A 26,356-nucleotide genomic window follows, 5' to 3' on the forward strand; every position below is an offset into this window, starting at 1 on the left:
CTTTAAGGGGTCTGGTCATGGCGGTTGTAACACTGGGCGCGCACATCCTGGACGTGCTCGCGCGGCCCGTTGAAGGCATCCCCGGCGGGCAGGACACCGTCGTCGTGGACGAGATCAGGGTGACCGCCGCCGGCGCGGCCGCCGGGACCGCGGTCGCCCTCGCCAGGCTCGGCAACGACGTCGTCTCCGTCGGCGCGATCGGCGACGACGACCTCGGCGACCTGCTGGTGACGATCATGACGCGGAACGGCGTGGACGTGCGGGGCCTCGTCCGGCGGACCGCCGACCAGACGAGCGCGTCGATCCTGCCGATCCGGCCGGACGGCGGGCGGCCGAGCTTCCACGTCCCCGGCGCCAACCTGACCCTCACCGCCGGCGCGGTCGGCCCCGGGCTGCTCGCCGCGGCCAGCGTCGTGCACCTCGGCGGCCCGGACGTCACGTTCGGGCTCAACGATCCCGCGTTCTTCGACACGCTCGCCGCCGCGAGGGAGACCGGCACCGTCGTGACGATGGACCCGCTTTCCAACATGCCCGACCTCCTCACCGGCGCCGCCGCGTTCCTGCCGTACGTCGACCATTTCCTGCCCAACGAGGAGCAGGCCGCGGCGATGACCGGCGAGAACTCCCCGGAGAAGGCCGCCAAGGCGCTGCTCGCCCGCGGACCGGAGACGGTGATCGTCACCCTCGGCGGGGACGGCAGCCTCGTCGCCACCGCCGACGGCGTGCACCGGCTGCCCGTCCTTCCCGTCGAGGTCGTCGACACCACCGGCTGCGGCGACGCCTACTGCGCCGGGTTCATCACGGGCCTCGAGCGGGGACGCGACGTCCTGGAGTCGGCGCGCTGGGGAACGGCGGCCGCGGCGACCGTCGCCCGGGGGCTCGGCTCCGACGCCCGCCTCACCGACTTGGACGCGGTCCTCGCCCTGCTGAAATGAGTCAGATCTTCTGCGTCCGGTCCTCCCAGTACGGGTCGCGCAGCAGCCGCTTGTAGAGCTTGCCGGTCGGCGTCCTCGGCATCTCGTCGACGAAGTCGACCGAACGCGGCGCCTTGTACCCGGCGAGCGCCGTGCGGACGTGCTCGATCAGCTCGTCCGCGAGCGCGCCGGACGGCTCGGCGCCGTCGTCGAGTTCGACGGCGGCCTTCACCTGCTCGCCGAACTCCTCGTCCGGCACGCCGAACACGGCCACGTCCCGGACGGACGGATGGGTGATCAGCACGCCCTCGATCTCCGCCGGGTAGATGTTCACCCCGCCGCTGATGATCATGTCGATGACGCGGTCGGACAGGAACAGGTAGCCGTCGTCGTCGAGGTAGCCCACGTCGCCGGTGGTGAACAGGCGGTCCCCGCGGTGCATCGAGCGGGTCTTGTCCTCATCGCCCCAGTACTCGACGTCGTCGCCGCTGGTGTAGCGGAAGTAGATCTGGCCGGGCTCCCCCGGCGCGGCGGGCTCGCCGTCCTCGCGCAGGATGTGGACCTCCGTCGTCGGCAGCGGGCGGCCGACGCTGCCGGGCTTGTCCAGCCATTCCGGCGCGGTGATGACGCTGTTCACCGCCGCCTCCGTGGAGCCGTAGTACTCGTGGACGATCGGGCCGAACCAGTCGATCATCTGCCGTTTGACGTCCGGCGAGCAGGGCGCGGCGCCGTGCCAGACGGCCGAGAGGCTGTGCCCGTCGAACGACGCGCGGGTCGCCTCGTCCAGCCGCAGCAGCCGGACGAACTGCGTCGGCACCAGGTGGACGTTCGTGATGGTGTGCTCGTCGATGAGCCGGAGCGTCTCGGCCGGGTCGAAGCTCCGCCGCATCACCACCGGCCGCCCCACGAGCATGAACACATGCGACCACAGCCACTGCGCCGAGTGGTAGACGGGCCCGACGAGCAGCGACCGCCCGTTCGCCGGGATCCGCAGGACGTCGGCGAACACGTCCCCGAGGAGGGTGGCCGTCTCGATCGGGACGCCTACGCCGAGCTGCTTGCGGCGGACGCCCTTGGGCCGTCCGGTGGTGCCCGAGGTGTAGAACATCGGGAAACCCATCACCGGGTCGGCGATCTCCTCCTGCTTTCCGCCCGCGAGGAACTCCTCGTACGGGGTGAAGCCCGCGATCTCCCCGCCGAACGCGACGCGGGCGTCCAGGCCGAGTCCCCCGGACGCCTCGCGGGCGACGTCGCCGAACGCGTCCTCGGAGAACAGCGCCCGCGCGCCCGCGTCCTCCAGGACGTAGCGCAGCTCGTCGGCCGTCCAGTGCCAGTTGACCATGACGTGGCGGAGCCCGATGTGGCCGGCGGCGCACATCAGCTCGAAATACTCGCGCCGGTTGCCGGAGTGGACGGCGATCGCGTCGCCGGTGGTCAGGCCCAGGCCGCGCAGCGCGCTCGCCAGCCGGTCGGTTCTGGCGTCCAGCTCCCGCCAGGACGTGCTGCCGCGTTCGTCGGTCAACGCGGGCTCATCGGGCCTGGCCTCAACGTGGGGGCGCAGCAGTACGGCCATCGGCCACCTCCGGGGAACGCGGCAGGGTCTGGAATGCGACTCTAGAACCGGGCGCCCCCGAAGACCAGGTCAGACGACCGACGGTCCGGTGCGGTCAGCGGCCAGGACGATGTCGGCCGCGCCCGCGAGCTGCTCCAGGCGCGACACCTCCGTCCGGTGGAACGGCGGCGCCCCCGTCCGGGCGGCGACCAGCGCGACGCGGCCCGCGAACAGCGGGCATATCGCGTGGTGCGTGCCGTCCGGCGCCGTGAACGCGCGCGGGCGCAACGGCAGGAGCTCCGGCAGGCCGCCGGCGCCGAACGCGCCGCCGGCACTGACGTGCACGAGCACCGCCTCGCCGGCGCCCTCGCCCGCCGGCTCGGCGAGGCCCGCCCAGTCGGCGCTGAGGATGGCGGGGACGGCGTCCGCGAGGATCTCGGCGCCGCGCGCCGGATCGGCCGCGACCTGCCCGATCACGGCGGCGTCCGGGCAGGAGCCCTGCGGCTCGGCCGTCGGCCACACCCCGGCGACGTCCACGCCGGGGACCGAGCCGAGCCCCTCGATCAGCCGCTCCACGCCCGCCCCGGCGGGCCACGCGACCGTGAAGTCGTCCATCGCCCGGCCGTTGCCGCGCTCCAGGACCGCCATCTGGACGACGTCGGCGCCGGCGGCGCCGAGCGTGCGGGCCACCCGCCCCAGCGACCCCGGACGGTCGGGCAGCCGGATACGTATCCGCAGCAACATCGCCACCTCCAGTTCCCCCTGCGATGCCACCACCTTCGGTGAAGGCGGTTTCCATCGTGTTACCCACGGGTGTCGACGCGAGAAAACGCCGCCGTTGCCGGTGCTGGAATGGGGGGTACAGGTCAAACTAGAGTCCAGTGAAGGTCATCAGCAGGCCTATCGCCTCACGCCACCCAGCATTAAGGTAACTCCACGTGTCGAGGGACGGGGACCCCCCAGTCAACGAGGATTCCGGAGCCGAGCCGGAGCCGGTGCCCGCCGGGGACGATGCGGCGTCCGGGAACGAGGCGTTCCGCGCCGACGTCAGGGACGCCCTGGCCGGGCTCGCCGCGCGGCTCGACCGCGAGCATGAGCGCGCCGCGCACCGCGAGGCCGTCATCGACCGGCTGCACGAGGAGAACCAGCGGCTGCGGCGCGGCGAGCTCCAGGCGATGCTGGAACCGGTCCGCGCCGCGCTGTACCGGCTGCACGACCAGGCGCGCCGCGAGTCGTGCCGGCTCTCCGCGCCGGACATGACCGAACCGCCGGATCCGGAGGGGACGGCGCTGCTGCTGGGGGCCCTGGCCGACGACGTCGCCGACGCGCTGGCGCGGCTCGGCGTGGAGAGGTTCACGGTCGAGCCGGGCGCGCCCTACGACGCGTCCCGGCACCGGCCGGTCGCGGTCACGCCCGTCGACGACCCGATGCGGGACGGCACCGTGACGACCGTCCAGTCCGACGGGTTCGAGCAGAGCGGGAAGGTGCTGCGCAAGGCGGCCGTCGGCGTCGGCAGGCTCGACGGCGCCGCCGCCCGCGACGGCACGGGAGACAAGGCGGGCGAAGCCCCCGAGACCGGATCGAACGGGGCCGGTCACTCGGTCAGGGCCGGCTCAAATCGCCTGCGCGGGACGGGGCGCGGCGAGACGATGAACAGCGGACTCGGTACCGATAGGTGAGAGGGACATGGCTGTCTACGGGATCGACCTCGGAACCACGTACTCCTGCATTGCCTCCATCGACGATGTCGGGCGGCCGGCGGTCCTGCGCAACCTGGAGGGCACCGACACCACCCCGTCCGTCGTCTACTTCGAGAGCGGCGAGAACGTCGTCGTCGGCGCCACCGCGAAGGACACCGCGGTCCTGGAACCCGACAACGTCGTCAGCCTGATCAAACGGGACATGGGCCGGGACGTGGCGCGCCCCATCCACGGGATCGACTTCACCCCCGAGGAGCTGTCGGCGTTCATCCTGCTGAAGCTCGCGACGGACGCGCGCACCACGACGGGCGAGGAGGCCCGCGACGTGGTCATCACCGTCCCCGCCTACTTCGGCGCGGCCGAGCGCGACGCGACCCGCAAGGCGGGGCGGATCGCCGGGCTGAACGTCATCGACATCGTGTCCGAGCCGATCGCCGCCGCGATCACCTACGGCGTCCTGAACCCCGAGCAGGACAGGACGATCCTGGTGTACGACCTCGGCGGCGGGACGTTCGACACCACCGTCATCACGCTGCGCGGCGGGCACATCGAGGTGGTGTGCACCGACGGCGACCACGAGCTGGGCGGCGCCGACTGGGACGCGCGCCTCGTCGAGCACCTGGCCGAGCGGTTCCGCGCCGAGCACCCGGACGCCGGCGACCCGCTCGACGACAAGCAGACCGAGCAGCAGCTGCGCCGCGACGCCGAGGACGCCAAAAAGGCCCTCACCACCCGCACGGCCCACACCGTCCGCGTGATGCACGCCGGGCGGGTCGCGTCGGTCGAGGTGACGCGGGAGAAGCTGGAGGAGCTCACCAAGGACCTCCTCGACCGGACCGTCGAGATCACCGGCCGGACCCTCGCCACCGCCGCCGACAAGAACGTCGACGACTACGACGACCTCGTCCTCGTCGGCGGGTCCACGAAGATGCCGGTCGTCGCGGCGCGGCTGGAGACCGAACTGGGCCTCGCGCCCCGGCTGCAGGACCCCGACCTCGCGGTAGCCAAGGGCGCCGCGCTGTACGCGTTCGAGGAGACCTACCGGCGGCTCGTCCGGGAGGGCGCCGCCGAGCGCGCCGAGGAGATGGCGAGCCGGGCGGGCCTGTCCGCCGAGCAGCAGAAGCAGATCGCCGGGCGGCAGATCAAGACGGTCGCCTCGCACGCGTTCGGGATCGTGGTGGTCGACCGGGAGACCGGCGCCGAGAACGTCGCGCATCTCGTGCACGCCAACGACGAGCTGCCCGCCTCGAAGACCGAGGACTTCTTCACCGTCTACGACGACCAGACGTCCGCGGACGTGCGGGTGATGGAGCAGGCCGGGGTGGTGGAGTCCACCGACCTGATCGACAACACCGAGATCGCGACCGGGGAGATCCGGGTCCCGCCGGGCAAGAAGGCGGGCTGGCCGATCGGCGTCACGTTCGCGCTCGACTCGTCGGGCCTGCTGAACGTCACGGCGGTGGAGAAGGAGACCGGCGAGCGGCTGGAGCTGAAGGTGGACGTCGGCGGAATGTCCGAGGAGGAGGTCGAACGCTCCCGGAAGGCCCTCTCCCGGGTCCAGGTCAGCTAGCGGCCGGAGGCGCCCGTGGCGTTCGACGACGACTACCGGCGGGAGGTGCTGGAGCCCGCGCGGGCGGCGGGCGACCAGCCCCCCGAGGATCTGCGCGTCCGGTACGCGCTGGCCGATCCACCGTCCTCCAGCCCCCACCCACCGCCATTCAACGGGCGAGCTCCGCTCGACGGACTCACTGGGCCGGCGGTCGCGGCGCGGGTCAAGGAGGTCCGGCAGTGCTGGCGGCGGGCCCGCGGGCAGCTGAAGTACCGCAAGCTGATCGACCGGCTGGAGGCCGAGCACCGGGAGCTGGCGCCGCTGTTCACCGCCGCGGAGCGCGGTGACCTGCGGCCGCTGGACGCGCGGCTGCGCGGCGGGCGGGAACGCGGTGAGCGGCGCCGCGCCCGGGCGCGCGCCCGGCTCGCCGACGCGGCGGGGACGCTGAAGATGGCGACGCCCGCCGAGGTCGAGGGCATCGCCCGCACCGCCGGCGTGACCCGCGCCGAGCTGGAAGGCCTCGCCGCCGGCGACCGCATCGAGATCCGCGAGCCGGACCCGCTGCCGTCCGCCGCGCCCTACCCGGCGTACCGGAAGGTCCAGGAGTCGCTGGACGTCCTCGGCAAACGGCACCTGGCCGACTTCCTGTTCGGGGCGCGGCTGACCGGCCCGGTCAGGCTGCTGGACGGGTTCGCCGCGCCGGGCGCGAACCTGCGGCTCGACGGGGACGCGGTCGCGGCGGCGGGCGCGGAATGGGCGCGCCGCAGCCGCGACACCAGCACCACGCACGCCGACACGATCCTCGCCGCGCTGCGGTCGGGGGCGGAGCTGCCCGAGCTGGTGCTCTACGACGTGGTGGAAAGGCTCCGCGAGCGGCTGAGGCAGCGGGCGTCGGAGCGGGCGCTGCTGCGGTACGCGACGGAGGACCTCGGCGTCGACCAGGGCGACGCCCGCCGCATGGTGTTCGCCGTCGTCCGGGAGACCGGGCCGGGCGGCGGCCTCGCGGGCCGTCTGCGCGCGCTGCTGGACGCGGGCGAGGTGTTCGCGGCGGCGGAGCTGGCGGACGCCGCGAGCGTCCCGCCGGCCTCCGGCGCCCCCCGGGCTTCCGGGGACGCCGAGCCGCCGGAGGAGGAGGTCCTCGCCGCCGAGGCCCGGCACCGCCTCGACACCGCGCTGCGGCTCCGCGAGACCGCCGCCGCCGACCCCGACCCGGACCGCGCCCACCGGCTCCTGTCCGACGCGCTCCGCCTCGTCCGCGACCTCCCCGGCGCCGCCGCCCACCAGCGCCGCCTGCCGCCCCGCCCGGTCTCCTCGGTCCGCGCGGACGTGGACCTCACGCCGGCCGGGAACGAGCCCGCCGGCGGCGACCGCCGTGGCGGGGCGTCGGTGCGGTTGTCGTGGGAGGCGTCGCCTTCCACGACCGGAGAGATCGTCTATCAGGTCGTGCGGCAAGTGGGGCGGGCGCCGCGTGATGCGCGGGACGGGACGCCCGTCGGCGGGGCCCTCGACGAACGGCCGCCCGTGAACGTCCCGGTGTACTACGGCGTGGTCGCGGTGCGCGGCGAGGCGGCCTCCGCGCCCGCCGTGGCGGGGCCGCTGCTGGTGCGGCCCGATCCCGGTGAGGTCGAGCTGCTGGCCGGGGACGGCCAGGTGACGGGGCGGTGGCGCTGCCCGGCGGAGGCGGCTCGGGTCGTCGTCGTCCGCGGCGGGAAGGCCGTTCCCGCGGGCCGCGACGGGTTCCGCGAACAGGTCCCGAACGGCCGGACGCACCACTACCGGATCTGCGCCGTGTACCTCGACTCGTCCGGCCGGGAGGTCGTGACGGGCGGTGTGCGGGCGTCGGCCACGCCGAGCGCGCCGCCCGAGCCGGTGTACGAGCTGTCCGCCGAGACCGACGCGTCCGATCCGGGCCTCGTCCGGGCCCGGTTCGACCCGCCCGGCAGCGGGACCGTCGAGCTGGTGCTGTCGGCGGGGCCGCCGCCGTGGCCGCGCAGCGCGCTCGTCCCGCTGGAGGAGGTCCGGCGCGAGACGCGGCGGCTGGCGTGCACGCCGGTCCCCGGCGGGCTCTCGGCGCGGCCCGGCTCCAGCGGGTGGCTGCTCGCGGTGACCGTGGCGGAGGGCACCGCCGCGATCGGCGCGTACCACCGGCACGTGAACCTGCCGCCGCCGCGCCGGCTGGTCGCCGAGCGGCGCGGCGACTACGTGCACATCGGTTTCGACTGGCCGGCGGACGTCGCGGAGGTCGACCTCGTGTACCGGATCGGCGCCGGTCCGGCGCGGTCCGCCGAGCCGCCCGCCGGGGAGACCGTGACCCGCGCCGCCTACGACACGCAGGGCGGGATCCGGCTGCCCGTCCCCGAGGACGAGCCCGTCGAGCTGTCGGTCGCGGCGGCCGGGACCGTGGGCGGCTCCCGCGTGACCGGGCCGCCGGTGACCGCCGAGGTCGCGGCCCGCACGATCGTCCGCTACGACGTGCTGCGGTCCGGTCCGCCGTGGCGGCGGGCGCTGACCGTCCGGCTCACCTCGTCCCACCCCCTGCGGGTGGCGCGGCTGTCGCTGGTGCTGCGCACCGGGCGGGTCATGCCGCACCGTCCCGCCGACGGGGAGACGCTCGGCAGGTGGGAGCAGGTGCCCGTGCCGGGCGAGCTGTCCCTGGCGGCGCCGGACGCCTCCGGGCCGTACTGGCTGCGCTGCTTCGCCGACGACGACGCCGTCGAGCTGAGCGACCCCCCTGTCCGCCGGCTCCGGGTCCAGTGATGGCGAGGCCGCTCGCCCGGGCGGGGATCCCCGGCGTGCCGTCCCGGCAGCGCACGTCCAAGCAGGGCGTCACCTGCCCGTACTGCTTCGCGTCCGTCGCGCCGCAGCGGATCCTGTTCCGGTGCCGGGGGCAGGCCGGGCGGCGGCGGGGCTGCGCGCCCGTCCTGGACGGGGAACTCGCCGCGTACACGGGGTCGACGGCGGGCGCGTCGCTGCCGCCGGTGTTCTCCGCGTCCGGACGCGGGGGACGCGCGAACTGCCCGGACTGCGACCTGCCGACCGGCAACCGCGCCTGCCCGGAGTGCCACAACCCGCTCCCGTCGGCGTACTGCGACTCCCCCGGCCGGATCGTCGCGCTCGTCGGGGCGAAGAACGCGGGCAAGAGCACCTACATCGCCGTCCTGCTGCACGAGCTGATGAACCGCGTGGGAACGGAGCTGGACGCGTCGCTGGTGGCGTGCGACGACCGCACGATCGAGCGGTACAAGCGCGACTTCGCGCGCCCGCTGCTGGAGGAGCGGCGGCTGCTGCCGACGACGGCCAGCGCCGCGACCGGCCCCCGCGAACCCCTGGTGTACCTGCTCACCCGGACGCGGCGGGGGCGTTTCTCGCGCCCCCGCAACGACTCGCTGGCACTGGTGCTGTTCGATACGGCGGGCGAGGACCTGCGCAGCCGCGAGGTCACCGACCTGCACCTGCGGTACCTGGAGGCGGCCGACGCGGTCATCTTCCTCGTCGACCCGCTGGAGCTGCCCGGTGCCCGGACCGGCGTGCGCGACGCCGTCCCCGGGCCCCGCGCGGCCGGCGAGGACCCCGACAGCGAGCCGCTGAACATCATCGCCCGCGTCACCGACACGCTCCGGCAGCGGCACGGCACCCGCCCCGGCGAGCCGCTGCCCGTCCCCGTCGCGGTCGCGCTCACCAAGATCGACGTGCTGCGGCCGGGGCTGCTGGAGCAGTCGGCGCTGCACCGGTCCCGGTCCGGCCAGGGCGTCCTGGACCTGGACGACAGGGACGCGGTGAACGAGCAGGTCCGCGCGCTTCTGCACGAGTGGCAGGCGGGCCAGCTCGACACCTACCTCGGGCAGCAGTACGCCGACCACGGGCTGTTCGGCCTGTCGGCGCTCGGCGCCGTCCCGGACGGGGAACGCGTCGGCGCGGGCGGTGTCCGGCCGTACCGGGCCGAAGACCCGCTGCTGTGGCTGCTCTACCGGTTCGGGATGCTCGACGGCGTCCGTCCCGGGGGACCGTAGCCGTGGCCTGGCAGCTCCACTACACCTCCGCGCGGCGCGGCCCCACCGGCCGGGCCGGGTTCCAGTTCGTCGCGGAGACGCCGGGGCTGCCCGACGGGGTCCGGGCGGGCGTGACGCCGTACCTGTCGTACCGTCCGCCGCCCGACGCGCCGCCGTCGCCCGACGACGCCGAGCTGGGCCTGTTCCCGGTGTCGCTGCTGTACGACAGGGTGGACGGCCGTCCGCTGCTGCTGCGCTGCAGCTACCTCGGCCGCGACTACTCGGGCCGCTACGGCAACTTCTTCGCGCACGCCGTGGTGGCCGAGCCGGACGAGCTGGAGGGCCTGCGTCCCGCCGAACTCTGGCACGCCCCGCACTGGACGCACCGTCCGGCGCCGGAGGCCGTCCTGGATTCCCTGGACGAGCTGACCCCCGGCGCGGCGCTCGATCCCGAGGCGCTCGCCGCGTGGCTCGCCGTCTCGGGCCCCGACGACCCGTACGCGCTGCTCGGCCGTCTGGTGGACGCCGTCGCGGGCGTCCTCGGCCGAGGTCACGGACGTGTCGTCCTCGTCGCCGACGACGTCGAGCTGATCGCCCGCTGGATCGCGGTCGTGTCGTACTCGCTGCCGGTGACGGCGGCGGCCCGCCTGTCGTTCGTCACCTACACCGCCGACCCGGACGGCGCGGCCCAGCGCCTCGTCGGCACGACCCCGGCGATCTGGGCCGCCGCGCAGCACCACGCCTCGCACGCCTCCGCGTTCGACCTCCGCAAGGGCGTCCCCGTCGGGGAGGCGAGCCGGTTCGCGCGGACCGTCGCCGGGTGCTGGCGCGACCCGGACTTCGCCGGCCTCGACGCCCTCGGGGAGCTGGCGCCGCTGAACGATCCCGCGCAGGAGGCGGCCGCCGCGCTGCTGGCGCTCTGCCGGGGGGACGCGACCGTCACGGCGGCGGAGGAGGGCGCGGCGGCGGAGCTGCTGTCGCGGCGCGGGTCCGGGATCCCCGAGTGGGTGTGGCGCGACCTCGTTCCCGGGGTCCCGTCCATGGGCCTGGATCTGGCGCTCGCGCTGCACGAGCGGGCACGGGCGGCGGGAGCGGCGGAGGTCGCCCGGCAGTGCTCGCGCCGCGTCACCGAACGGGTCTCGGGCGCGCTGGCCGAGGCGTCCGGGCTGGCCGAGGTCGCGGCGGCCGCGGGGGTCGCCGAGCGGGCGGGCGTGCCGGTCGATCCCGCGGAGGTCACCGCCTCGGCGGCGCGGTGCGCACGGCGCGGCGACGGTGAGCTCGGCGCGGCGCTCGACGGATGCCCGGCGGGATCGCGGGACGCCCTGCTGGACGGAGTGATCACCGGGCTCGGCGAGGCCGGTGACCAGGAGCGGGCGGCGGCGCTCACGCCCGGCAACTGCGACCTGCTCTACGCGCACGCCGGACGGCTGCGCGCCGTGCCGTCGATCGCGTCGTCGGTGCTGGCGTCCGTCGGGCGCCGCCATCCGGGACGCAGGATCCCGGTCACCGGCGAGCTGCTGCGGCTGGACGGCGACGCCGAAGGCGGCACCGACGCGGCGCTGCGCGAAGTCTGGGCCGAGCCTCCGTCCGCCGGTGAATGCGCCGACCTCCTGGACGCGCACGGCGACGCGATGGCCGGCCGGCCCGCGCTGGCGGGGCTGCCGTCCCGGACGCTCACGCGGCTCGCGTTCCCCGGCGGCGACGGCCTCACCGAACCGGCGGCGCTGCGGCTCGCCGCAAGGGTCCGCGAGGTCATGCCCGGCGGACGCGCGGGACGCGACGCGGCCCTCGTCCAGGCGTACGGGAAGGCGATCACCGCCGGGCCGGCCCGCGCGGCGCGCGCACTGGACGACATCGCGGCCGCGGACGGCGCCACGCCGCAGCTCGCGGGAGAGGCGTTCATCGGCGCCGCGCGGCGGCTGTGCCGGCGTCCGCCGGCGTTCCGGGCGGAGCTGCTCGCCGCCCTGTCCCCGGCCGCCCGCGCCCGGCTCGGCGCGCGCTGGACCGCCGAGCTGCCGGGACGTGCCCGCACCGGGCGCGCCCGGCTGCGCGGCGGCGAGGTCGAGCAGCGCAACGAGCTGGTCGAGGTCGTCCTGCGGCTGAAGGCGCGCGGCGTCACCGAACCCGCCTTGGAGACGTGGGTGCGGGCGGCGGCGGCCCGGTGGCTCGCGGCCAAGCAGCTCGACGCCCACCTGGCGCGCAGCCCGCGGTTGCGGACCGCGCTCCGCGACCTCCTCGACGACGGCGAGGGGAGGTGAGCCGGTGCATCCCGTCCTCGTGCTGCTGCTGATCGCCGTGTGGGGCGCGGCCATGTGGCTCGGGTTCATGTACGTGTTCCCCGTGCTGTTCGCCGCGACGCTCATCGTCGCCGGAGCCGCCGCGCTGGGCCTGTACTACCTGCACGCGTGCCGGACGCTCGCGCCGTCCACCCTGGAAGGACCCTCGCCGGTCGCCGAACCGAAGATCGCCTACCGGCACTACCTGCTGGGCCAGGTGTGGCGCGACTGGTGGACGATCAGCCGCACGGTCGTCCCGCAGGTGTACCGGACGGCAAGGAACATCATCGTCCGCCTGACCCGGCTGCTGCTCGGCGGGTTCTGGGGGTTCTTCGTCTTCCCCGTCTGGCTGGCGCTGTGCGCGGGGATCGTGGCCGCCGCCGTCCCGGCCGGGGTGTTCGTGCTCGCGCTCACCGTCCTGTACGGGGTGGTCGCGGCGGCCGGGCTCGCCGTGTGGCTGATGTGCGTGCTCGTCCTGGCGGCGGTGGAACGCGTCTTCATGATGTACGGGCGGATCCTGCAGACGTGCCCGCACCCGTTCTGTTACGAGCGGATCGGCCTGCCCGAGTACGAATGCCCAGGATGCGGGGCACGGCACACGCACCTCGCCCCGGGGTCGGGCGGCGCGTTCCGTCACGTGTGCCGCTGCGGGGCGCGGCTGCCCACGACCGTCCCGCTCGGACGGTTCCGGCTGGCCGCGTACTGCCCGCATTGCGGCGGGCGTCTGCCCGAGCGGATCGGACGGGTCCGCGTGGAGCCGCTGCCGTTCGTCGGCGGCCCGGCCGCCGGCAAGACCACGTTCATGGTTCTCGGCATCCGCGCCCTGCACGCACGGGTCCGCGCCGTCCACGGACGGCTCGCGTTCGTCGAGCAGCGGCACGCGCAGGCGTACGCGGGCGCGATACGCGAGTTCCAGCGCGGCGGGCGGCTCGCCAAGACCGGGCCGGAGCTGCCGCTGGCGACCATGGTGGACGTGGAGCTGCCGGGACGGGCACGGCGCATCCTCTACCTGTTCGACCCGGCGGGCGAGCACTACACGGGCGCCACGGAGGTCGAGTCGCTGCGCTACCTGGACCACAGCGAGGCGCTGCTGTTCGTCGTGGACCCGTTCGCCCTCCCCCAGCTGCGCGGATCCCTGACCGGAGACGAGCGGGAGTTCGTCGACCGGTCCGCCGCGTCGTCGGAGGAGGACCCCGCCGACACGTTGCAGCGCGTGCTGAACGAGTTGCGCTCCCGTCCCGATCAGGGACATCAGAAGCGCGTCGCCGTCATCGTCACCAAGACCGACCTGCTGGCCCGCACGGAGATCGGCCGCTGCCTGGACACCGAGGCCGGCCTGCGCGAATGGCTCGGGAATGTCGGCCTCGGCAACACCGTCCGGACCCTCGACCAGGTCGCGGGCCAGGTGCGGTACTTCGCGTCCGGCCTGGCCACCGAGCCGGCGGACGTCGCCGACCTGCTCGGCTGGGTGACGGGGCTGGCGCCCGCCGGCACGCCGGCCGGCGGGGGCGGGCCGGCCGCCGACGCCCAGGAGCTTCCCGGGACGGCCCCGCTGCGCGCCCCGTGGCCGGTGCGCGGCCGCGGTCCGAGCCGCGTCCCCGTCGGCTATCAGGTCGGGCGCTGGGCGGTGCTGTCGGGCCTGTCGGTCCTCACCGTCGCCACGGTGACCGGCGCGGTCGTCGCCGCCGCCGAACGATTCCCGTTCTGAGGCGATGTGACCGACCCCACTTCCTGACGTGGAAGATAACGGACCGTCATCCGATTGAACCCACTCAGAGCCTTCCACCCCCCGGCTCTCTTCCGACGGAGAGGCGACCATGACGCAGACGGCCCCCACGGCCGCCGGAACATCGGACGGCCGTGCGCCGGACCGGCGGCTCTGGCTGGTCGTCATGCTCGGGACGCTGACGGCCGTGGCGCCGCTGTCGATCGACATGTACCTTCCGGCGCTTCCCACGCTGACGTCCGACCTGTCGACCGGCGCGGTGCAGGCGCAGCTCACGCTGACCGCGTGCGTCGTCGGCCTGGCCGTGGGCCAGGCGGTCGCGGGGCCGCTCAGCGACACGTTCGGACGCCGCCGGCCGCTGCTGGTGGGGGTCGCCGCCTACGCCGCCGCGTCGCTGCTGTGCGTCGCCGCGCCGACCGTGGAGACGCTCATCGCGCTGCGGCTGGTGCAGGGCTTCGCCGGGGCCGCCGGGATCGTGATCGCGCGCGCGATCGTCCGCGACCTCTACGAAGGCGTCGCCGCCGCCAGGTTCTTCTCGATGCTGATGCTGGTGACCGGGCTGGCTCCGATCCTCGCGCCCGTCCTCGGCGGGCAGTTGCTGCAGGTCATGCCGTGGCCCGGCCTGTTCGCCGTCCTCGCGGGGATCGGCGTGGCGCTGTTCTTCGCCTCGCTGCTCTGGCTGCGGGAGACGCTGCCGCCGGAGCGGCGTGCGACGGGCGGGCTGCGCGCCACGCTGGGAACGTTCCGGGCGCTCGCGGGCGACCGGACGTTCGCCGGGTACGCGCTGACGATCGGCCTGGCGTTCGCCGCGATGTTCACCTACGTCTCGGGGTCGCCGTTCGTGCTGCAGGACGTCTACGGCCTGTCGCCGCAGGCGTTCGGCATCGCGTTCGGCGTCAACGCCCTCGGGCTCGTGATCGCCGCGCAGATCGGCGGCCGGCTCGCCGGGCGGGTGCGGCTGCGGCGGCTCCTGGGCGTCGGGCTCGGCATCGTGGTGGCGGGCGGGGTGGGCCTGCTCGTCGCCGTCCTCACCGGCGCGGGCCTGTACGGGGTGCTCCCGGCGCTGTTCCTGGTCACCGCCGGGCAGGGGCTCGTCCTGCCGAACACGACGGCGCTGGCGCTGTCGGGCCGCGCGTCCCGGGTGGCGGGAAGCGCGTCGGCGCTGCTGGGCGTCGCGCAGTTCTCGCTGGGCGGGGCGGCGGCGCCCCTGGCGGGGATCGCCGGGCCGGACACGGCCGTCCCGATGGCGGTGTCCATCGCCGTGCTGGCGGTGCTCGCGGCCGTCGCCACCGCCACCATCACCCGCACGCCGAAGGTTGCGTCAAAGAACTGACTCCGCGTACCGTCGGCGGTGTGATCGTTCGCATCGGCATGGCCCCGGCCGCGTCCACCCTCACCCGTGACGCGCTGACCGCTCTTACGCTCGGCCTCGAACGCGAGGGATTCGACTCCCTGTGGGTCTCAGAACGGGTCACCGGGCCCGCCCTGGACCCCGTCGTCACGCTCACCTACGCGGCGGCGCTGACGTCGCGGATCAAGTTCGGCACCGCGGTGATGACCCTCCCGGGGCGCTCCCCCGCCGTCCTCGCCAAGGAAATGGCCTCGCTGGACGTGCTCTCGGGCGGGCGGCTGCTTCCCGCGTTCGGGCTCGGGCAGCGCCACGCCGGCGAGCAGCAGGCGTTCGGGGTGCGGCGCGAGGAACGCGCGGAGATCTTCGAGGAGGCGCTGCCGCTGCTGCGCCGGTTCTGGGCCGAGGACGAGGTCACCCACGACGGCCCGCGCTACCGCTACGAGGCGCTGCGCGTCCTGCCGAAGCCGGCGGCGCGCGGGTTCGACGTGTGGATGGGCGGGACGTCGGAGCCGGAGCTGCGCCGCACCGGGCGGCTGTCGGACGGGTGGCTCGCCGCGTTCACCACCCCGGCCGAGGGCGAGCGCGGCCGGCTGATCGTCCAGGAGGCGGCGGCGGGCGCGGGACGCGAGATCGAGGAGGAGCACTTCGGCGCCGTCGTCCCGTACCGGCGCGGGCCGCTGTCCGCGGAGGCGGAGGCGCGGTTCGCCCGGGTCCGGCGGATCAGCGGGCCCGCTCCCCTGGACGACGTCGTCCCCGACCTGGACGGCCTGGAGGCGCACCTCAAACGGCTCGTCGAGGCGGGCCTGTCGAAGTTCGTGCTGGCGCCGCTCGCACCACCGGACGACTGGGACGCCGAACTCGCCGACGTCCGTGACGCGGCGCTGCGCCTTCAGACGCGCCGCTGATCCAGGGCGTCCAGGACGAAGCCGGCGACCTCGTCGGCGAGCCGCCCGGCCGTCTTCGGGCCGTCCGCCCGGTACCAGGACGGCATCTGGTTGACCATGCCGAGCGCGACGATCGTGACGGTCTCGGCGGGCGTCGCGTCGCTGAAGACCCCGTCCCGCTGCCCCTGCTCGATGAGGCCGCGGAACGTCACGTGGTAGCGGCGGCGGTCGGCGCGCACCGAGCGCATCCGGGCGCTGTCCAGGCGGTGCATCTCGCGGGAGAACACCTTCGCCTCGTCGATGTGCTCGGCCGTGCTGCGGATCAGCCCGGCCAGCACGGCGCGGACGGCCTCGCGCGGCGGCAGCCCGCGCGCCAGCACCTCGCCGAGGTCGGCGAGCTGCCGGGCGATCAGCGAGTGGTAGATCTCGTAGAGGAGATCGTCCTTGGAGTCGAAGTAGTGGTAGAGGGCGCCCTTGGTGACCGCCGCGGCCTCCACGATGCCCTGCACGGACGTCCCGTCGAAGCCGCGTTCGGCGAACAGCGTGAGCGCCGCGTCCAGGATCCGCCGCTCGACCGCGCTCGCCCGCACGGGCGCCGCCGACGCGGGCACCGGCGGCCCTGGGGCGAGCGTGGGTTCGGTCTCTGTCACCTGGGCACCTCCCATTGATGCGGAGCATGGTACGGGCATGTGGCCGGGCATTGACTCCGGTGCGCACCTCGCCATAGCTTGCCAGAAAACCGACCGGTCGGTATGCAACCCGCTGCCCTACAGAGGGAGAGCCGATGCCCGCAGTAGAGACCGTCCGCGGCCCCGTCGACGTCACCGGCCTGGGACGCACGCTCATGCACGAGCACGTCTTCGTCCTCAGCGCCGAGAACGTCCAGAACTACGGCGCGGGCGACTGGTGGGACGAGGAGGAGAAGGTCGCCGACGCGGTGGCCAAGCTCCGCGAGCTGGCCGAGCGCGGCATCACCACGATCGCCGACCCGACCGTGTGGGGGCTCGGCCGCTACATCCCGCGGATCCAGCGGATCAACGAGCAGGTACCCGGCCTCAACATCATCGTCGCCACGGGCATCTACACCTACCACGACATCCCGTTCCAGTTCATGCACCGGGGGCCCGGAACGATACTCGACGAGGGCCCCGACCCGATGATCGCCGACTTCACCCGCGACCTCACCGAGGGCATCGCCGGCACGGGCGTCAAGGCCGCGTTCCTCAAGTGCGCCGTGGACGCCCCCGGCTTCACGCCCGCCGTCGAGCGCATCCTGCGGGCCGTCGCCGCCGCGCACCGTGCGACGGGCGCGCCGGTCACCGTGCACACCGAGAGCTCGAACCACACCGGGCGGAGGGTCGCCGACCTGCTCGGCAAGGAGGGCGTGGACCTGTCCAAGGTGGTCATCGGGCACGCCGGCGACAGCAACGACCTCGACTACCTGATGGAACTGGCCGACACCGGCGCGATCCTCGGGATGGACCGCTTCGGCCTCGACATCATCAACCCGACCGAGAACCGGGTGGCCACGATCGCGTCGCTGTGCGAGCGCGGCTACGCCGACCGGGTCGTGCTCAGCCACGACGCGAGCTGCTTCATCGACTGGTTCGGCCCCGACCCGGCGACGGTCCCGGCGATGCAGCCGAACTGGCACTACCGGCACATCAGCGACGACGTCCTGCCCGCCCTCCGCGACGCGGGCGTCACCGACGCGCAGATCGGCCAGATGCTGGTGGAGAACCCCAAGCGCTACTTCACGCGTTGAGGGCCCGGGTGCGGGACGGCGCCCGTCCCGCACCGCCCCCTCCCGGCCTCCTGGTGCGACCACCTGGTCATGACTCACCTTGATTTACGACTAATCCCCGGAAATCGGGAATCATGGGAGGAACGACGAGGAGGCAGCGAGGTGAGCGAGGACACCGTGCGCCGCGGCGCCCGTACCGTGATCCCGGTACTCCTGATCACGCTGCTGTCCCTGCTCGCCCCCGGCTGCCGGATCGTGGAGGGCGGCGCCACCCGGGACGTCCCGCCGCCCGTCACGGCGTCGCCCACGTCCGAGCCGGCCAAGCCCAGCGGCCGGAGGCCCGGCGTCGTCAACATCAAGACCGAGCAGGACCTGAACGGCACCCGCGCCGCCGGGACCGGCATCGTGCTCGACCCGTCCGGCCTCGTGCTGACCAACAACCACGTGATCCGGGGCGCCACCGAGATCATGGGCACCGACACCGACAACCGCCGCACCTACACGGCGCAGGTCGTCGGCTACGACCGCGCCGGCGACATCGCGGTGATCCGGCTGAAGGGCGCCTCCCGCCTCAAGGCCGCCGTGTTCGCCTCCGCGTCCGGCGTGAACGTCGGCGACCCGGTCACCGCCGTCGGAAACGCGGGCGGCAAGGGCGGCAAGCCCCGGGTCGTCACCGGCAAGGTCACCGCCCTGGAGCAGTCCGTCACCGCCCGCGACGACAGCAACGGCACCACCGAGCGACTCACCGGCCTGATCGAGACGAACGCGCCGATCAAGCCCGGCGACTCGGGCGGCCCGCTGCTGAACACCGCGGGCAAGGTCATCGGCATCAACACCGCCGCGTCCGCCGGTCTCTCGGCGGACGCGGAGGAGAAGAGGAACCACCGAGGGTACGCCATCCCGGCCGACCGGGCCCTGGACATCGCCCGGCAGATCCAGCGCGGCGAGGCGTCCACCACCGTGCACATCGGCCCGACCGCCCTGCTCGGCGTCAAGGTCCGCTCCAACGCCAACTCACCGGGCGCCCTCGTCGCCGAGGTCGTCCCCGGGACCCCCGCCGACACCGCGGGCGTCCCCGTCGGCGCCGCCATCGTCACCTTCGACGGCCGTGCCGTCGACTCCCCCACCGCCCTCACCACGCTGATGATGGCCCACCACCCCGGCGACGTCGTCCAGATGCAATGGACCACCGCCCAGGGCGCCCACGTGTCCGGCACCGTCCGCCTGACGGAAGGCCCGCCCCAGTAGCGCCCCGTGCGACGTGAACCCATCGGCGTGACTTGCATTGCCATCATGCGGATTCGGTGGGGTTACCGATCGCGCCCCCATGCGACAGTGGGAGGAACCCAGGCGACCACGAGGATGTGTATGCGATGAGCCGCAAGGCGCCCTCCGATGACTTCGACGACGCGGGCCTTGAGATTTCGAGACCGAAGACATGGGCCGCGGGCGTGCCCGGTGTCACGGCCGCGCTGCGCCAGTCGTACGGGCAGATGGGGGTGCGGCGGACCGCGCTGACGCTGCTGCGCGTCAATCAGAAGAAGGGTTTCGACTGCCCGGGGTGCGCGTGGCCGGAGGGCGACCACCGGCACATGGCCGAGTTCTGCGAGAACGGCGCGAAGGCCGTCGCCGAGGAGGCGACGACGCGGCGGGTCACGCGGGAGTTCTTCGCGCGGCACACCGTCGCCGACCTCGCGGAACGCTCGGACCACTGGCTCGGGCAGCAGGGGCGGCTGACCGAGCCGATGCTGAAACGCGCCGGGTCCGAGCACTACGAGCCGGTGTCGTGGGACGAGGCGTTCGGGCTGCTCGCGTCCGAGCTGAACGCGCTGGAGTCGCCGGACGAGGCCGTCTTCTACACCTCGGGCCGGACCAGCAACGAGGCCGCGTTCGCCTACCAGCTGTTCGTCCGCTCGTTCGGCACGAACAACCTGCCGGACTGCAGCAACATGTGCCACGAGTCGTCCGGGTCGGCGCTGAGCGAGACGATCGGCGTCGGCAAGGGCTCGGTGCTGCTGGACGACCTCCACCAGGCCGATCTGATCTTCGTCGTCGGCCAGAACCCGGGGACGAACCATCCCCGGATGCTGTCGGCGCTGGAACGGGCCAAGAAGGAGGGCGCCCGGATCATCGCCGTCAACCCGCTGCCCGAGGCGGGGCTGATGCGGTTCAAGAACCCGCAGCGTCCGTCCGGGGTGACCGGGCAGGGCACGATGCTCGCCGACCGGTTCCTGCAGATCCGCCTGAACGGCGACCTCGCCCTGTTCCAGGCGCTCAACCGATCCCTGCTGGAGTCGGACGCACCGGACGCCGTCGACCGCGCGTTCCTCGACGCGCACACGCACGGTTTCGACGCGTTCGAGGAGCACGCCCTCGGCCTGGACTGGGACGACGTGCTGGAGGCGACCGGGCTGACCCGGAGCGAGATCTCCGCCGCGCTCGGCGACGTCCTCGGCGCCGGGCGGATCATCGTCTGCTGGGCGATGGGCCTCACCCAGCACCGCAACTCGGTGCCGACGATCCGCGAGATCGTCAACTTCCTGCTGCTGCGCGGCAACATCGGCCGCCCCGGCGCGGGCGTCTGCCCGGTGCGCGGCCACTCCAACGTGCAGGGCGACCGGACGATGGGCATCTGGGAGAAGCCGAAGCCCGAGTTCCTGGACGCGCTCGCCGCCGAGTTCGGGTTCGAGCCGCCGCGCGAGCACGGCGTGGACACCGTGGACGCGATCCGCGCCATGCGCGACGGCCGCGCGAAGGTGTTCCTCGGGATGGGCGGCAACTTCGTCCGCGCCACCCCCGACTCGGCCGTCACCGAACGGGCTCTCCGCCGCTGCCGGCTGACCGCGCAGGTGTCCACCAAGCTCAACCGCTCGCACGCCGAGGTCGGCGAGCTGGCGCTGATCCTGCCGGCGCTCGGCCGCACCGAGCGCGACGAGCGGGAGTCCGGGCCGCAGTTCGTCTCCGTCGAGGACTCGATGGGCATGGTGCACGCCTCCCGGGGCCGCCTCGCGCCCGCGTCCGCCCACCTGCTTTCGGAGGTGTCGATCGTCTGCCGGCTCGCGAAGGCGACGCTCCCCGGCTCGGGCATCGACTGGGACGCGATGGAACGCGACTACGACGTGATCCGCGACCACATCTCCCGTGTCGTCCCGGGCTTCACCGGCTACAACTCCCGCGTCCGCGAGCCCGCCGGCTTCACCCTCCCCCACGCGCCGCGCGACGAGCGCAGGTTCCCGACCGCGACCGGCAAGGCCAACCTGACGGTCAACGAGCTGGAGGTCCTGCGGGTCCCGGAGGGACGGCTGCTGCTGCAGACCGTCCGGAGCCACGACCAGTACAACACCACCATCTACGGGCTGGACGACCGCTACCGCGGCATCAAGGCCGGACGCCGCGTCGTGTTCGTCAACCCGGCCGACCTGTCCGCTCTCGGGCTCGGCGACGGCGCGATGGTCGACCTGGTCTCCGAATGGTCGGACGGCGTCGAACGCCGCGCCCCGTCCTTCCGCGCCGTGTCCTACCCGACCGCGCCGGGCTGCGCGGCGGCGTACTTCCCGGAGACCAACGTCCTCGTCCCCCTCGACAGCACCGCGGAGGTGAGCAACACCCCGACCTCCAAGTCCGTCGTCGTCCGCCTCGAACCGGCACGCCCCTGACCCGGTCCGCCTGGTTTAGGCTCGGTGCATGACGAACCTCCCCGAGCGCGCAGGAACCCCCGCGACGCCGGAGATGCGCGCCGGCGACGCCGATCGCGAGCGGGTCGCGCAGGTGCTGCGCGACGCGGCGGGCGACGGGCGGCTGACCCTGACCGAGCTGGACGAACGGCTGGACGCGGTGTACGCGGCCAAGACGTACGGGGAGCTGGAGCCGATCACCCGGGACCTGCCCGCGCCGGGCGCGTCGCCGCCGGCCGCCCCGGCGTCCGGGACGCCGGACTGGCGCCCGCTGGAGGGCGCGCCGTCCTGGAAGAGCGGCGTCGGGATCATGAGCGGGTTCCGGCGGGCGGGCGTGTGGAACGTCCCCCGCAGGTTCCGAGCGTTCGCGTTCTGGGGCGGCGGCAAGATCGACCTGCGGGAGGCGCGGTTCGACGAGCGGGAGACGACGATCCGGGCGCTGGCCATCATGGGCGGCTTCGAGATCATCGTGCCGGACGACATCACCGTGCATGTCAAGGGGCTCGGGATCATGGGCGGGTTCGACCAGCGGGCGAGCGGCCCGGGTGTGCCCGGCGCGCCCACGGTGGTCGTCAAGGGCCTGGCGTTCTGGGGCGGTGTCGGGGTGAAGCGCCGCAAATCGAGCCGGCAGAAGAAGAAGCGCGACAAGGAACTGAAGCAGGCCGACAACGACTAGGCGGGGACTAGCCGTCGGCGATCCGGTCCAGCCATTCGTTGAGCAGGGCCGCTTCCGAGGCGGTCAGGCGCGGCGGCGGGTCGGCGGTCAGGGCGGCGCGCAGGGCGACGGCGCGGGCGGCGGCGGAGGCCGTCGCGTTCTCCCGCCCGCCGGGTGAGACGGTGATCGCGCCGAGGACCGCCTCTCTCGTCCGGACGGACAGCTCGCCGTCGTCCCCGTCGGCGATGATCGCGAGGGTGACGCCGACCCCGGCCGCGTGGATCATCCGGGCGGCGGTGTCGACGGGGACGGTCAGGCGCCCGGCGCGGGCGACGGCCCCGACGAGGCCGAGCAGGATGCCGTGCGCCTCGTCCGCGACGGGCGGCGTGCGGGACGTCCCGTACATCAGGGTGTAGAACGCGGGGTTCGTCCGGCCGTACTCGATGTGCAGGTCCCAGCCGCGGCGCAGGTCGTCGACCGGGTCGCCGGTGCCGCCCTGGGCGCGCTTGCTCGCCAGGTACTCCTCGAACCCGTACGCGGCGACGGCGTCGAACAGGCCGCGCTTGTCGCCGAAGTGGTGGTAGAGGGTCGGCGCCCCGACCCCGGCGGCGGTGCAGACGGCGCGTGTCGAGACGGGCTCGCCGTCGGCCTCGGTGAGCAGCCTGACGGCCGCCCGCAGGATCCGGTCCCGGGTGTCGAGGTCCTTCTGAGCAGTCACAACATCGATGTTACAAAAAATTACCGAGCATCGCTATGCAAGTCGATGTAGCGGCGCTATGTTAAGTGATATATCGATGCTATGGACAACGTACGAGAGGGAGGGCTGCCATGCGCAGCGCGCTTCTGTCCGCACCCGGCAAGCCGCTGGAGATCGTCGAGCGAGAGGTGCCCGAGCCGGGCCCCGGCGAGATCCTGGTCGAGGTCACCGCGTGCGGGATGTGCTACTCCGAGGTCAACCACCTGCGAGGCCACTATCCGTTCGGGACGTTCCCGACCGTCCCCGGGCACGAGATCAGCGGCGTCGTCGCCGCGCTCGGCGAGGGTGTCGGCCGGCCGGAGGTCGGCACGCCCGTCGGCGCCGCGTGGCTGTACGGCTCGTGCGGCCACTGCGACCAGTGCGTGCGCGGCGACCAGATCCTGTGCACCGGCGCGCCGAGGCCTTTCACCGGCGTCAACCGCGACGGCGGCTACGCCGAGTACTTCCTGGGCCGCGCCGGGTTCGTCACCCCGCTGCCGGACGGACTGGACCCGGTGGCGGGCGCGCCGCTGATGTGCGCCGGGATCACCGCGTTCAACGGGCTGCTGCGTGCCGGCGCGGGCCCAGGGTCGAAGGTCGCGGTGCTCGGCACCGGCGGCGTCGGGACGCTCGCGGTCCGGTTCGCCGCCGCGATGGGCGCCCGGGTCGCCGTGGTGTCCCGGTCGCGCCGCGCCGAGGACGAGGCGAAGGGCTTCGGCGCCGAGCTGTTCGTGGCGACCGAGGAACAGGACCCGGCCGAGGCGCTGCAGAAGTGGGGCGGCGCGGACGTGGTGATGAACACCGCGCCCGACACCGCCACGGGGCTGGCCGCCTTCGGCGGCCTGCGCCCGGACGGCACCCTGCTCTACCTCGGCTTCGACGCCGCCAACGTGGACGTGCCGCCCCTCGCTCTCGTCGCCGACCGGCTGCGGGTGATGGGAAACCCGTCCGGGTCCCCGCACGACCTGCGCGACACCCTCGCCTTCGCGGTGGCGCACGGGATCGTCCCCGAGGTCGTGCCCATCACGCTGGACGACGCGCCGCGCGTCCTCGCCGAGATGGACGCGGGCGTCCACCGGGGCCGCACCGTCATCACGTTCGGCTGAGCCGCTTCCAGGGACGCGCCCGCTCGTAGGCGTGGCAGGCGGCCATCACCAGGGCGTCGGCGTGCCGGGCGCCGACGACCTGGAGGCCGATGGGCAGCCCGCCGGAGGTGAAGCCGCACGGCAGGTTCGCGGCGGGCTGCTGGGTCATGTTGAACGGGTAGGTGAACGGGGTCCAGCTCGTCCAGCGCGGGGACCGGCAACCCGGCGGGACCTCCACCCCCGCCTCGAACGCCGCGATCGGCATCGTCGGGGTGAGCAGCAGGTCGTAGCGCTCGTGGAACAGGCCCATGATGCGGCCCAGCTCCATGCGGCGTGCCGTGGCGGTCAGGTACTCGTTGGCCGAGTACCGGTCGCCCTGCTCGCAGATCTCCTGAAGGCCCGGGTCGAGCCGCGCGCGGGCCTCGGGCGGCAGGTGCTCGACGACCTTCGCGGCCCCCGCGAACCACAGGACCTCGAACTCCTCGACGGGGTCGCCGAAACCGGGGTCGGCCTGCTCGACCTTCGCGCCCAGCTCGGCGAAGAACCCGGCGGCGGCCGCGACGGACGCCGCGACCTCGGGATCGACCTCCGCGAACCCGAGGTCCGGGCTGAACGCGACGCGCAGGCCGGTCAGGTCGTCGAGGCCGCCCTCGGTGAACGGGACATCCGGCGGCGGAAGCGACGACCAGTCGCGGCCGTCCGCGCCGCAGATCGCGTCGAGGAGCAGCGCCGCGTCCGCGACCGTGTTCGTCATCGGGCCGGTGTGCGCGAGCGTCCCGAACGGGCTCGCCGGGTAGTGCGGGATGCGGCCGTAGGTCGGTTTGATGGTGAAGATGCCGGTGAACGCGGCGGGGATGCGCACCGAGCCGCCGCCGTCGGTGCCGAGGGCGAGCGGCGCCATGCCCGCCGCGACCGCCGCCGCCGCGCCGCCGCTCGACCCGCCCGGTGTGCGGGACGCGTCCCACGGGTTGCGGGTGACGCCGGTGAGCGGGTTGTCGGTCACGCCCTTCCACGCGAACTCGGGCGTGGTCGTCTTGCCGACGAACACCGCGCCCTGCTCGCGGAGGCGCGCGACGGACGGGGCGTCCTCGTCCCACGGGCCCGCGGGGTCGATCGTCGTGGAGCCGCGCAGCGTGGGCCAGCCGCGGGTGAGCAGGACGTCCTTGATGGAGACGGGCACGCCGTCCAGCGGGCCGAGCGCCGCACCGCGCCGCCGCCGGTCGGCCGCCTCGCGAGCCATGGCGAGCGTGGTCTCCTCGTCGACGAGGCAGAAGGCGTTGAGCTCGGGATCGTCCCGCTCGATCCGGGACAGGACCGCCTCGGCGGCCTCGACCGGGGAGAGCGTCCCGGCCTCGTACTCCTGCAGCATCTCGGTCGCGGTCAGGTCGGCCGCGTCGGTCCCGGTCGCCTCTGTCTTGGTCACGGTCACTGCTACCCCCTCTGTGTCACAGGTGAACCGACATAGCCGAGCCGTTTGTCAACGACGTTGTGCAGCGGGCGCCCGGACAGGTAGCGGTCGAGGTTGCCCGCGAACAGGCGGACCAGCTCGTCCCGCCAGCCGATCACGTCGCCGGACATGTGCGGGGAGACGACGACGTTCGGCATGTCCCACAGAGGCGAAGACGCCGGGAGCGGCTCGTCCTCGAAGACGTCGAGCGCCGCGCCCGCGATACGGCCCGCCCGCAGCGCCGCGACCAGGTCGGCCTCGGCCACCAGCTGGCCGCGCCCCACGTTGATCAGCCGTGCGGACGGCCGCATCCGGTCCAGCGCCGCGGCGTCGATCATGCCGCGGGTCTGCGGGGTGAGCGGCGCCGCCAGCACGACGTAGTCGGCCCCCGCGAGCGCCTCGTCCAGACCCTCCACCGGGTGGACGAGCCCGAAATCGGGGTCGGCGTCGCGGGCCGTGCGGCCGGCGCCGGACACGGCCAGGCCCGCGGCGGACAGATGGCGGGCGATCGCGCGGCCGATCGGCCCGGTGCCGACGACCAGCGCGCGGGCGCCGGTGATCCGCTCGGTCTCGCGGTGCCTCCAGCGCCGCTCGCCCTGCAGCCGGACGGTCGTGTGCACGTCCTTGGCGAACGTCAGCACCAGCCCGAGGACGTATTCTGCGATGGGCTCGTCGAAGACGCCCCGCGAGTTGGTGACGACCGCGTCGCTGTCGACCAGGCCGGGGAACAGCAGCCGGTCGACGCCCGCGCTCGCGATGTGCACCCAGTCAGGGCCGCCGGTCCGCGGCCACGCCCCGGCGAGGGCGTCGGAGAGGAAGTCCCACATGAACAGGACGTCGGCGGCGGGAAGGGCCTCCGCGAGTTCGGGCTCGCGCACGTAACGGACGCGGGCGCGGCGCTCGACGTCCGCCATGCCGCGCGGCGGGACGTCCCCTACCAGCACCACCACTTCGGGCGGTCCACCGGGTGCGGGCGGAACATGCTCCATCGGCGCCACTTTCAGGGAGTCCGGAGTTTACGGGAAGGGAACTCGGGGAGGCATTGACACGCTAGGATCGGTTCGTAGGATTGTC

The 26,356-nt window shown here is 73.9% G+C and carries 20 protein-coding genes; 14 read left to right on the top strand and 6 right to left on the bottom strand.

The window, feature by feature from the left end:
• Positions 1 to 17 precede the first annotated feature (17 nt).
• Positions 18 to 935 (top strand): carbohydrate kinase family protein, encoded by a 918-nt coding sequence (locus ACTWPP_RS07890; RefSeq protein WP_443103448.1) that lies wholly within the window; start codon positions 18 to 20, stop codon positions 933 to 935.
• A 1-nt stretch (position 936) separates the two neighbouring features.
• Here the strand turns inward: ACTWPP_RS07890 and ACTWPP_RS07895 are convergent, their stop codons facing one another.
• Positions 937 to 2,487 (bottom strand): AMP-binding protein, encoded by a 1,551-nt coding sequence (locus tag ACTWPP_RS07895; protein ID WP_443103449.1) that lies wholly within the window; start codon positions 2,485 to 2,487, stop codon positions 937 to 939.
• 69 nt (positions 2,488 to 2,556) lie between these two features.
• Positions 2,557 to 3,240, bottom strand: a complete 684-nt coding sequence (locus ACTWPP_RS07900) for an ACT domain-containing protein (protein ID WP_443103450.1) — start codon at positions 3,238 to 3,240, stop codon at positions 2,557 to 2,559.
• A gap of 164 nt (positions 3,241 to 3,404) precedes the next feature.
• Here ACTWPP_RS07900 and ACTWPP_RS07905 point away from each other — a divergent pair, with 164 nt between their 5' ends.
• From ACTWPP_RS07905 to ACTWPP_RS07940, 8 genes are all read left to right on the top strand, one after another.
• Positions 3,405 to 4,145, top strand: coding sequence for a nucleotide exchange factor GrpE (locus ACTWPP_RS07905; protein WP_443103451.1), 741 nt, complete (start codon positions 3,405 to 3,407; stop codon positions 4,143 to 4,145).
• Between the two features lie 7 nt (positions 4,146 to 4,152).
• Positions 4,153 to 5,736 carry an Hsp70 family protein gene (locus ACTWPP_RS07910; RefSeq protein ID WP_443103452.1) on the top strand — a complete coding sequence of 528 codons (1,584 nt, stop codon included), beginning with the start codon at positions 4,153 to 4,155 and terminating at the stop codon, positions 5,734 to 5,736.
• A 15-nt stretch (positions 5,737 to 5,751) separates the two neighbouring features.
• Complete coding sequence (locus tag ACTWPP_RS07915) at positions 5,752 to 8,472, top strand: hypothetical protein (protein ID WP_443103453.1); 2,721 nt, start codon at positions 5,752 to 5,754, stop codon at positions 8,470 to 8,472.
• A complete protein-coding gene (locus ACTWPP_RS07920; RefSeq protein WP_443103454.1) occupies positions 8,472 to 9,725 on the top strand; it encodes a TRAFAC clade GTPase domain-containing protein in 1,254 nt (417 codons plus the stop codon). The genes ACTWPP_RS07915 and ACTWPP_RS07920 overlap by 1 nt, the downstream gene beginning before the upstream one ends.
• A 2-nt stretch (positions 9,726 to 9,727) precedes the next feature.
• Positions 9,728 to 11,962: a GAP1-N2 domain-containing protein gene (locus ACTWPP_RS07925; RefSeq protein ID WP_443103455.1), complete on the top strand. Its 2,235-nt coding sequence runs from the start codon at positions 9,728 to 9,730 to the stop codon at positions 11,960 to 11,962.
• A gap of 4 nt (positions 11,963 to 11,966) precedes the next feature.
• Complete coding sequence (locus ACTWPP_RS07930; protein WP_443103456.1) at positions 11,967 to 13,688, top strand: TRAFAC clade GTPase domain-containing protein; 1,722 nt, start codon at positions 11,967 to 11,969, stop codon at positions 13,686 to 13,688.
• A 109-nt stretch (positions 13,689 to 13,797) separates the two neighbouring features.
• Complete coding sequence (locus ACTWPP_RS07935) at positions 13,798 to 15,039, top strand: multidrug effflux MFS transporter (RefSeq protein ID WP_443103457.1); 1,242 nt, start codon at positions 13,798 to 13,800, stop codon at positions 15,037 to 15,039.
• Between the two features lie 20 nt (positions 15,040 to 15,059).
• Positions 15,060 to 15,962 carry an LLM class flavin-dependent oxidoreductase gene (locus tag ACTWPP_RS07940; protein ID WP_443103458.1) on the top strand — a complete coding sequence of 301 codons (903 nt, stop codon included), beginning with the start codon at positions 15,060 to 15,062 and terminating at the stop codon, positions 15,960 to 15,962.
• Here ACTWPP_RS07940 and ACTWPP_RS07945 read toward each other — a convergent pair.
• Positions 15,947 to 16,591 (bottom strand): TetR/AcrR family transcriptional regulator, encoded by a 645-nt coding sequence (locus ACTWPP_RS07945; RefSeq protein WP_443103459.1) that lies wholly within the window; start codon positions 16,589 to 16,591, stop codon positions 15,947 to 15,949. The two genes, ACTWPP_RS07940 and ACTWPP_RS07945, sit on opposite strands and share 16 nt — an antisense overlap.
• Before the next feature lie 134 nt (positions 16,592 to 16,725).
• Between ACTWPP_RS07945 and ACTWPP_RS07950 the strand changes: the two genes are divergently transcribed.
• From ACTWPP_RS07950 to ACTWPP_RS07965, 4 genes are all read left to right on the top strand, one after another.
• The gene (locus ACTWPP_RS07950) at positions 16,726 to 17,706 is read left to right on the top strand and encodes a phosphotriesterase family protein (protein WP_443103460.1); all 981 of its coding nucleotides are present in this window, start codon (positions 16,726 to 16,728) and stop codon (positions 17,704 to 17,706) included.
• A gap of 141 nt (positions 17,707 to 17,847) precedes the next feature.
• Complete coding sequence (locus ACTWPP_RS07955) at positions 17,848 to 18,933, top strand: S1C family serine protease (protein ID WP_443103461.1); 1,086 nt, start codon at positions 17,848 to 17,850, stop codon at positions 18,931 to 18,933.
• Between the two features lie 125 nt (positions 18,934 to 19,058).
• Positions 19,059 to 21,341 (top strand): FdhF/YdeP family oxidoreductase, encoded by a 2,283-nt coding sequence (locus ACTWPP_RS07960; protein ID WP_443103462.1) that lies wholly within the window; start codon positions 19,059 to 19,061, stop codon positions 21,339 to 21,341.
• Between the two features lie 28 nt (positions 21,342 to 21,369).
• Positions 21,370 to 22,035, top strand: coding sequence for a DUF1707 SHOCT-like domain-containing protein (locus tag ACTWPP_RS07965; RefSeq protein WP_443103463.1), 666 nt, complete (start codon positions 21,370 to 21,372; stop codon positions 22,033 to 22,035).
• A gap of 7 nt (positions 22,036 to 22,042) precedes the next feature.
• On the opposite strand, the gene ACTWPP_RS07970 is transcribed toward ACTWPP_RS07965, so the two are convergent.
• On the bottom strand, positions 22,043 to 22,732 hold the full coding sequence (locus tag ACTWPP_RS07970) for a TetR/AcrR family transcriptional regulator (RefSeq protein ID WP_443103464.1): 690 nt from the start codon (positions 22,730 to 22,732) through the stop codon (positions 22,043 to 22,045).
• Positions 22,733 to 22,842: 110 nt separating this feature from the next.
• Here ACTWPP_RS07970 and ACTWPP_RS07975 point away from each other — a divergent pair, with 110 nt between their 5' ends.
• Positions 22,843 to 23,856 carry an alcohol dehydrogenase catalytic domain-containing protein gene (locus ACTWPP_RS07975; protein WP_443103465.1) on the top strand — a complete coding sequence of 338 codons (1,014 nt, stop codon included), beginning with the start codon at positions 22,843 to 22,845 and terminating at the stop codon, positions 23,854 to 23,856.
• Here ACTWPP_RS07975 and ACTWPP_RS07980 read toward each other — a convergent pair.
• Entirely contained in the window at positions 23,843 to 25,264 is a 1,422-nt protein-coding gene (locus ACTWPP_RS07980; protein ID WP_443103466.1) for an amidase, read from the bottom strand. The two genes, ACTWPP_RS07975 and ACTWPP_RS07980, sit on opposite strands and share 14 nt — an antisense overlap.
• Before the next feature lie 2 nt (positions 25,265 to 25,266).
• Positions 25,267 to 26,271 (bottom strand): D-2-hydroxyacid dehydrogenase, encoded by a 1,005-nt coding sequence (locus ACTWPP_RS07985; RefSeq protein ID WP_443103467.1) that lies wholly within the window; start codon positions 26,269 to 26,271, stop codon positions 25,267 to 25,269.
• Positions 26,272 to 26,356 lie beyond the last annotated feature (85 nt).

It is taken from the genome of Actinomadura sp. 3N407, from assembly GCF_052245875.1.
Classification (GTDB): Bacteria; Actinomycetota; Actinomycetes; order Streptosporangiales; family Streptosporangiaceae; genus Spirillospora.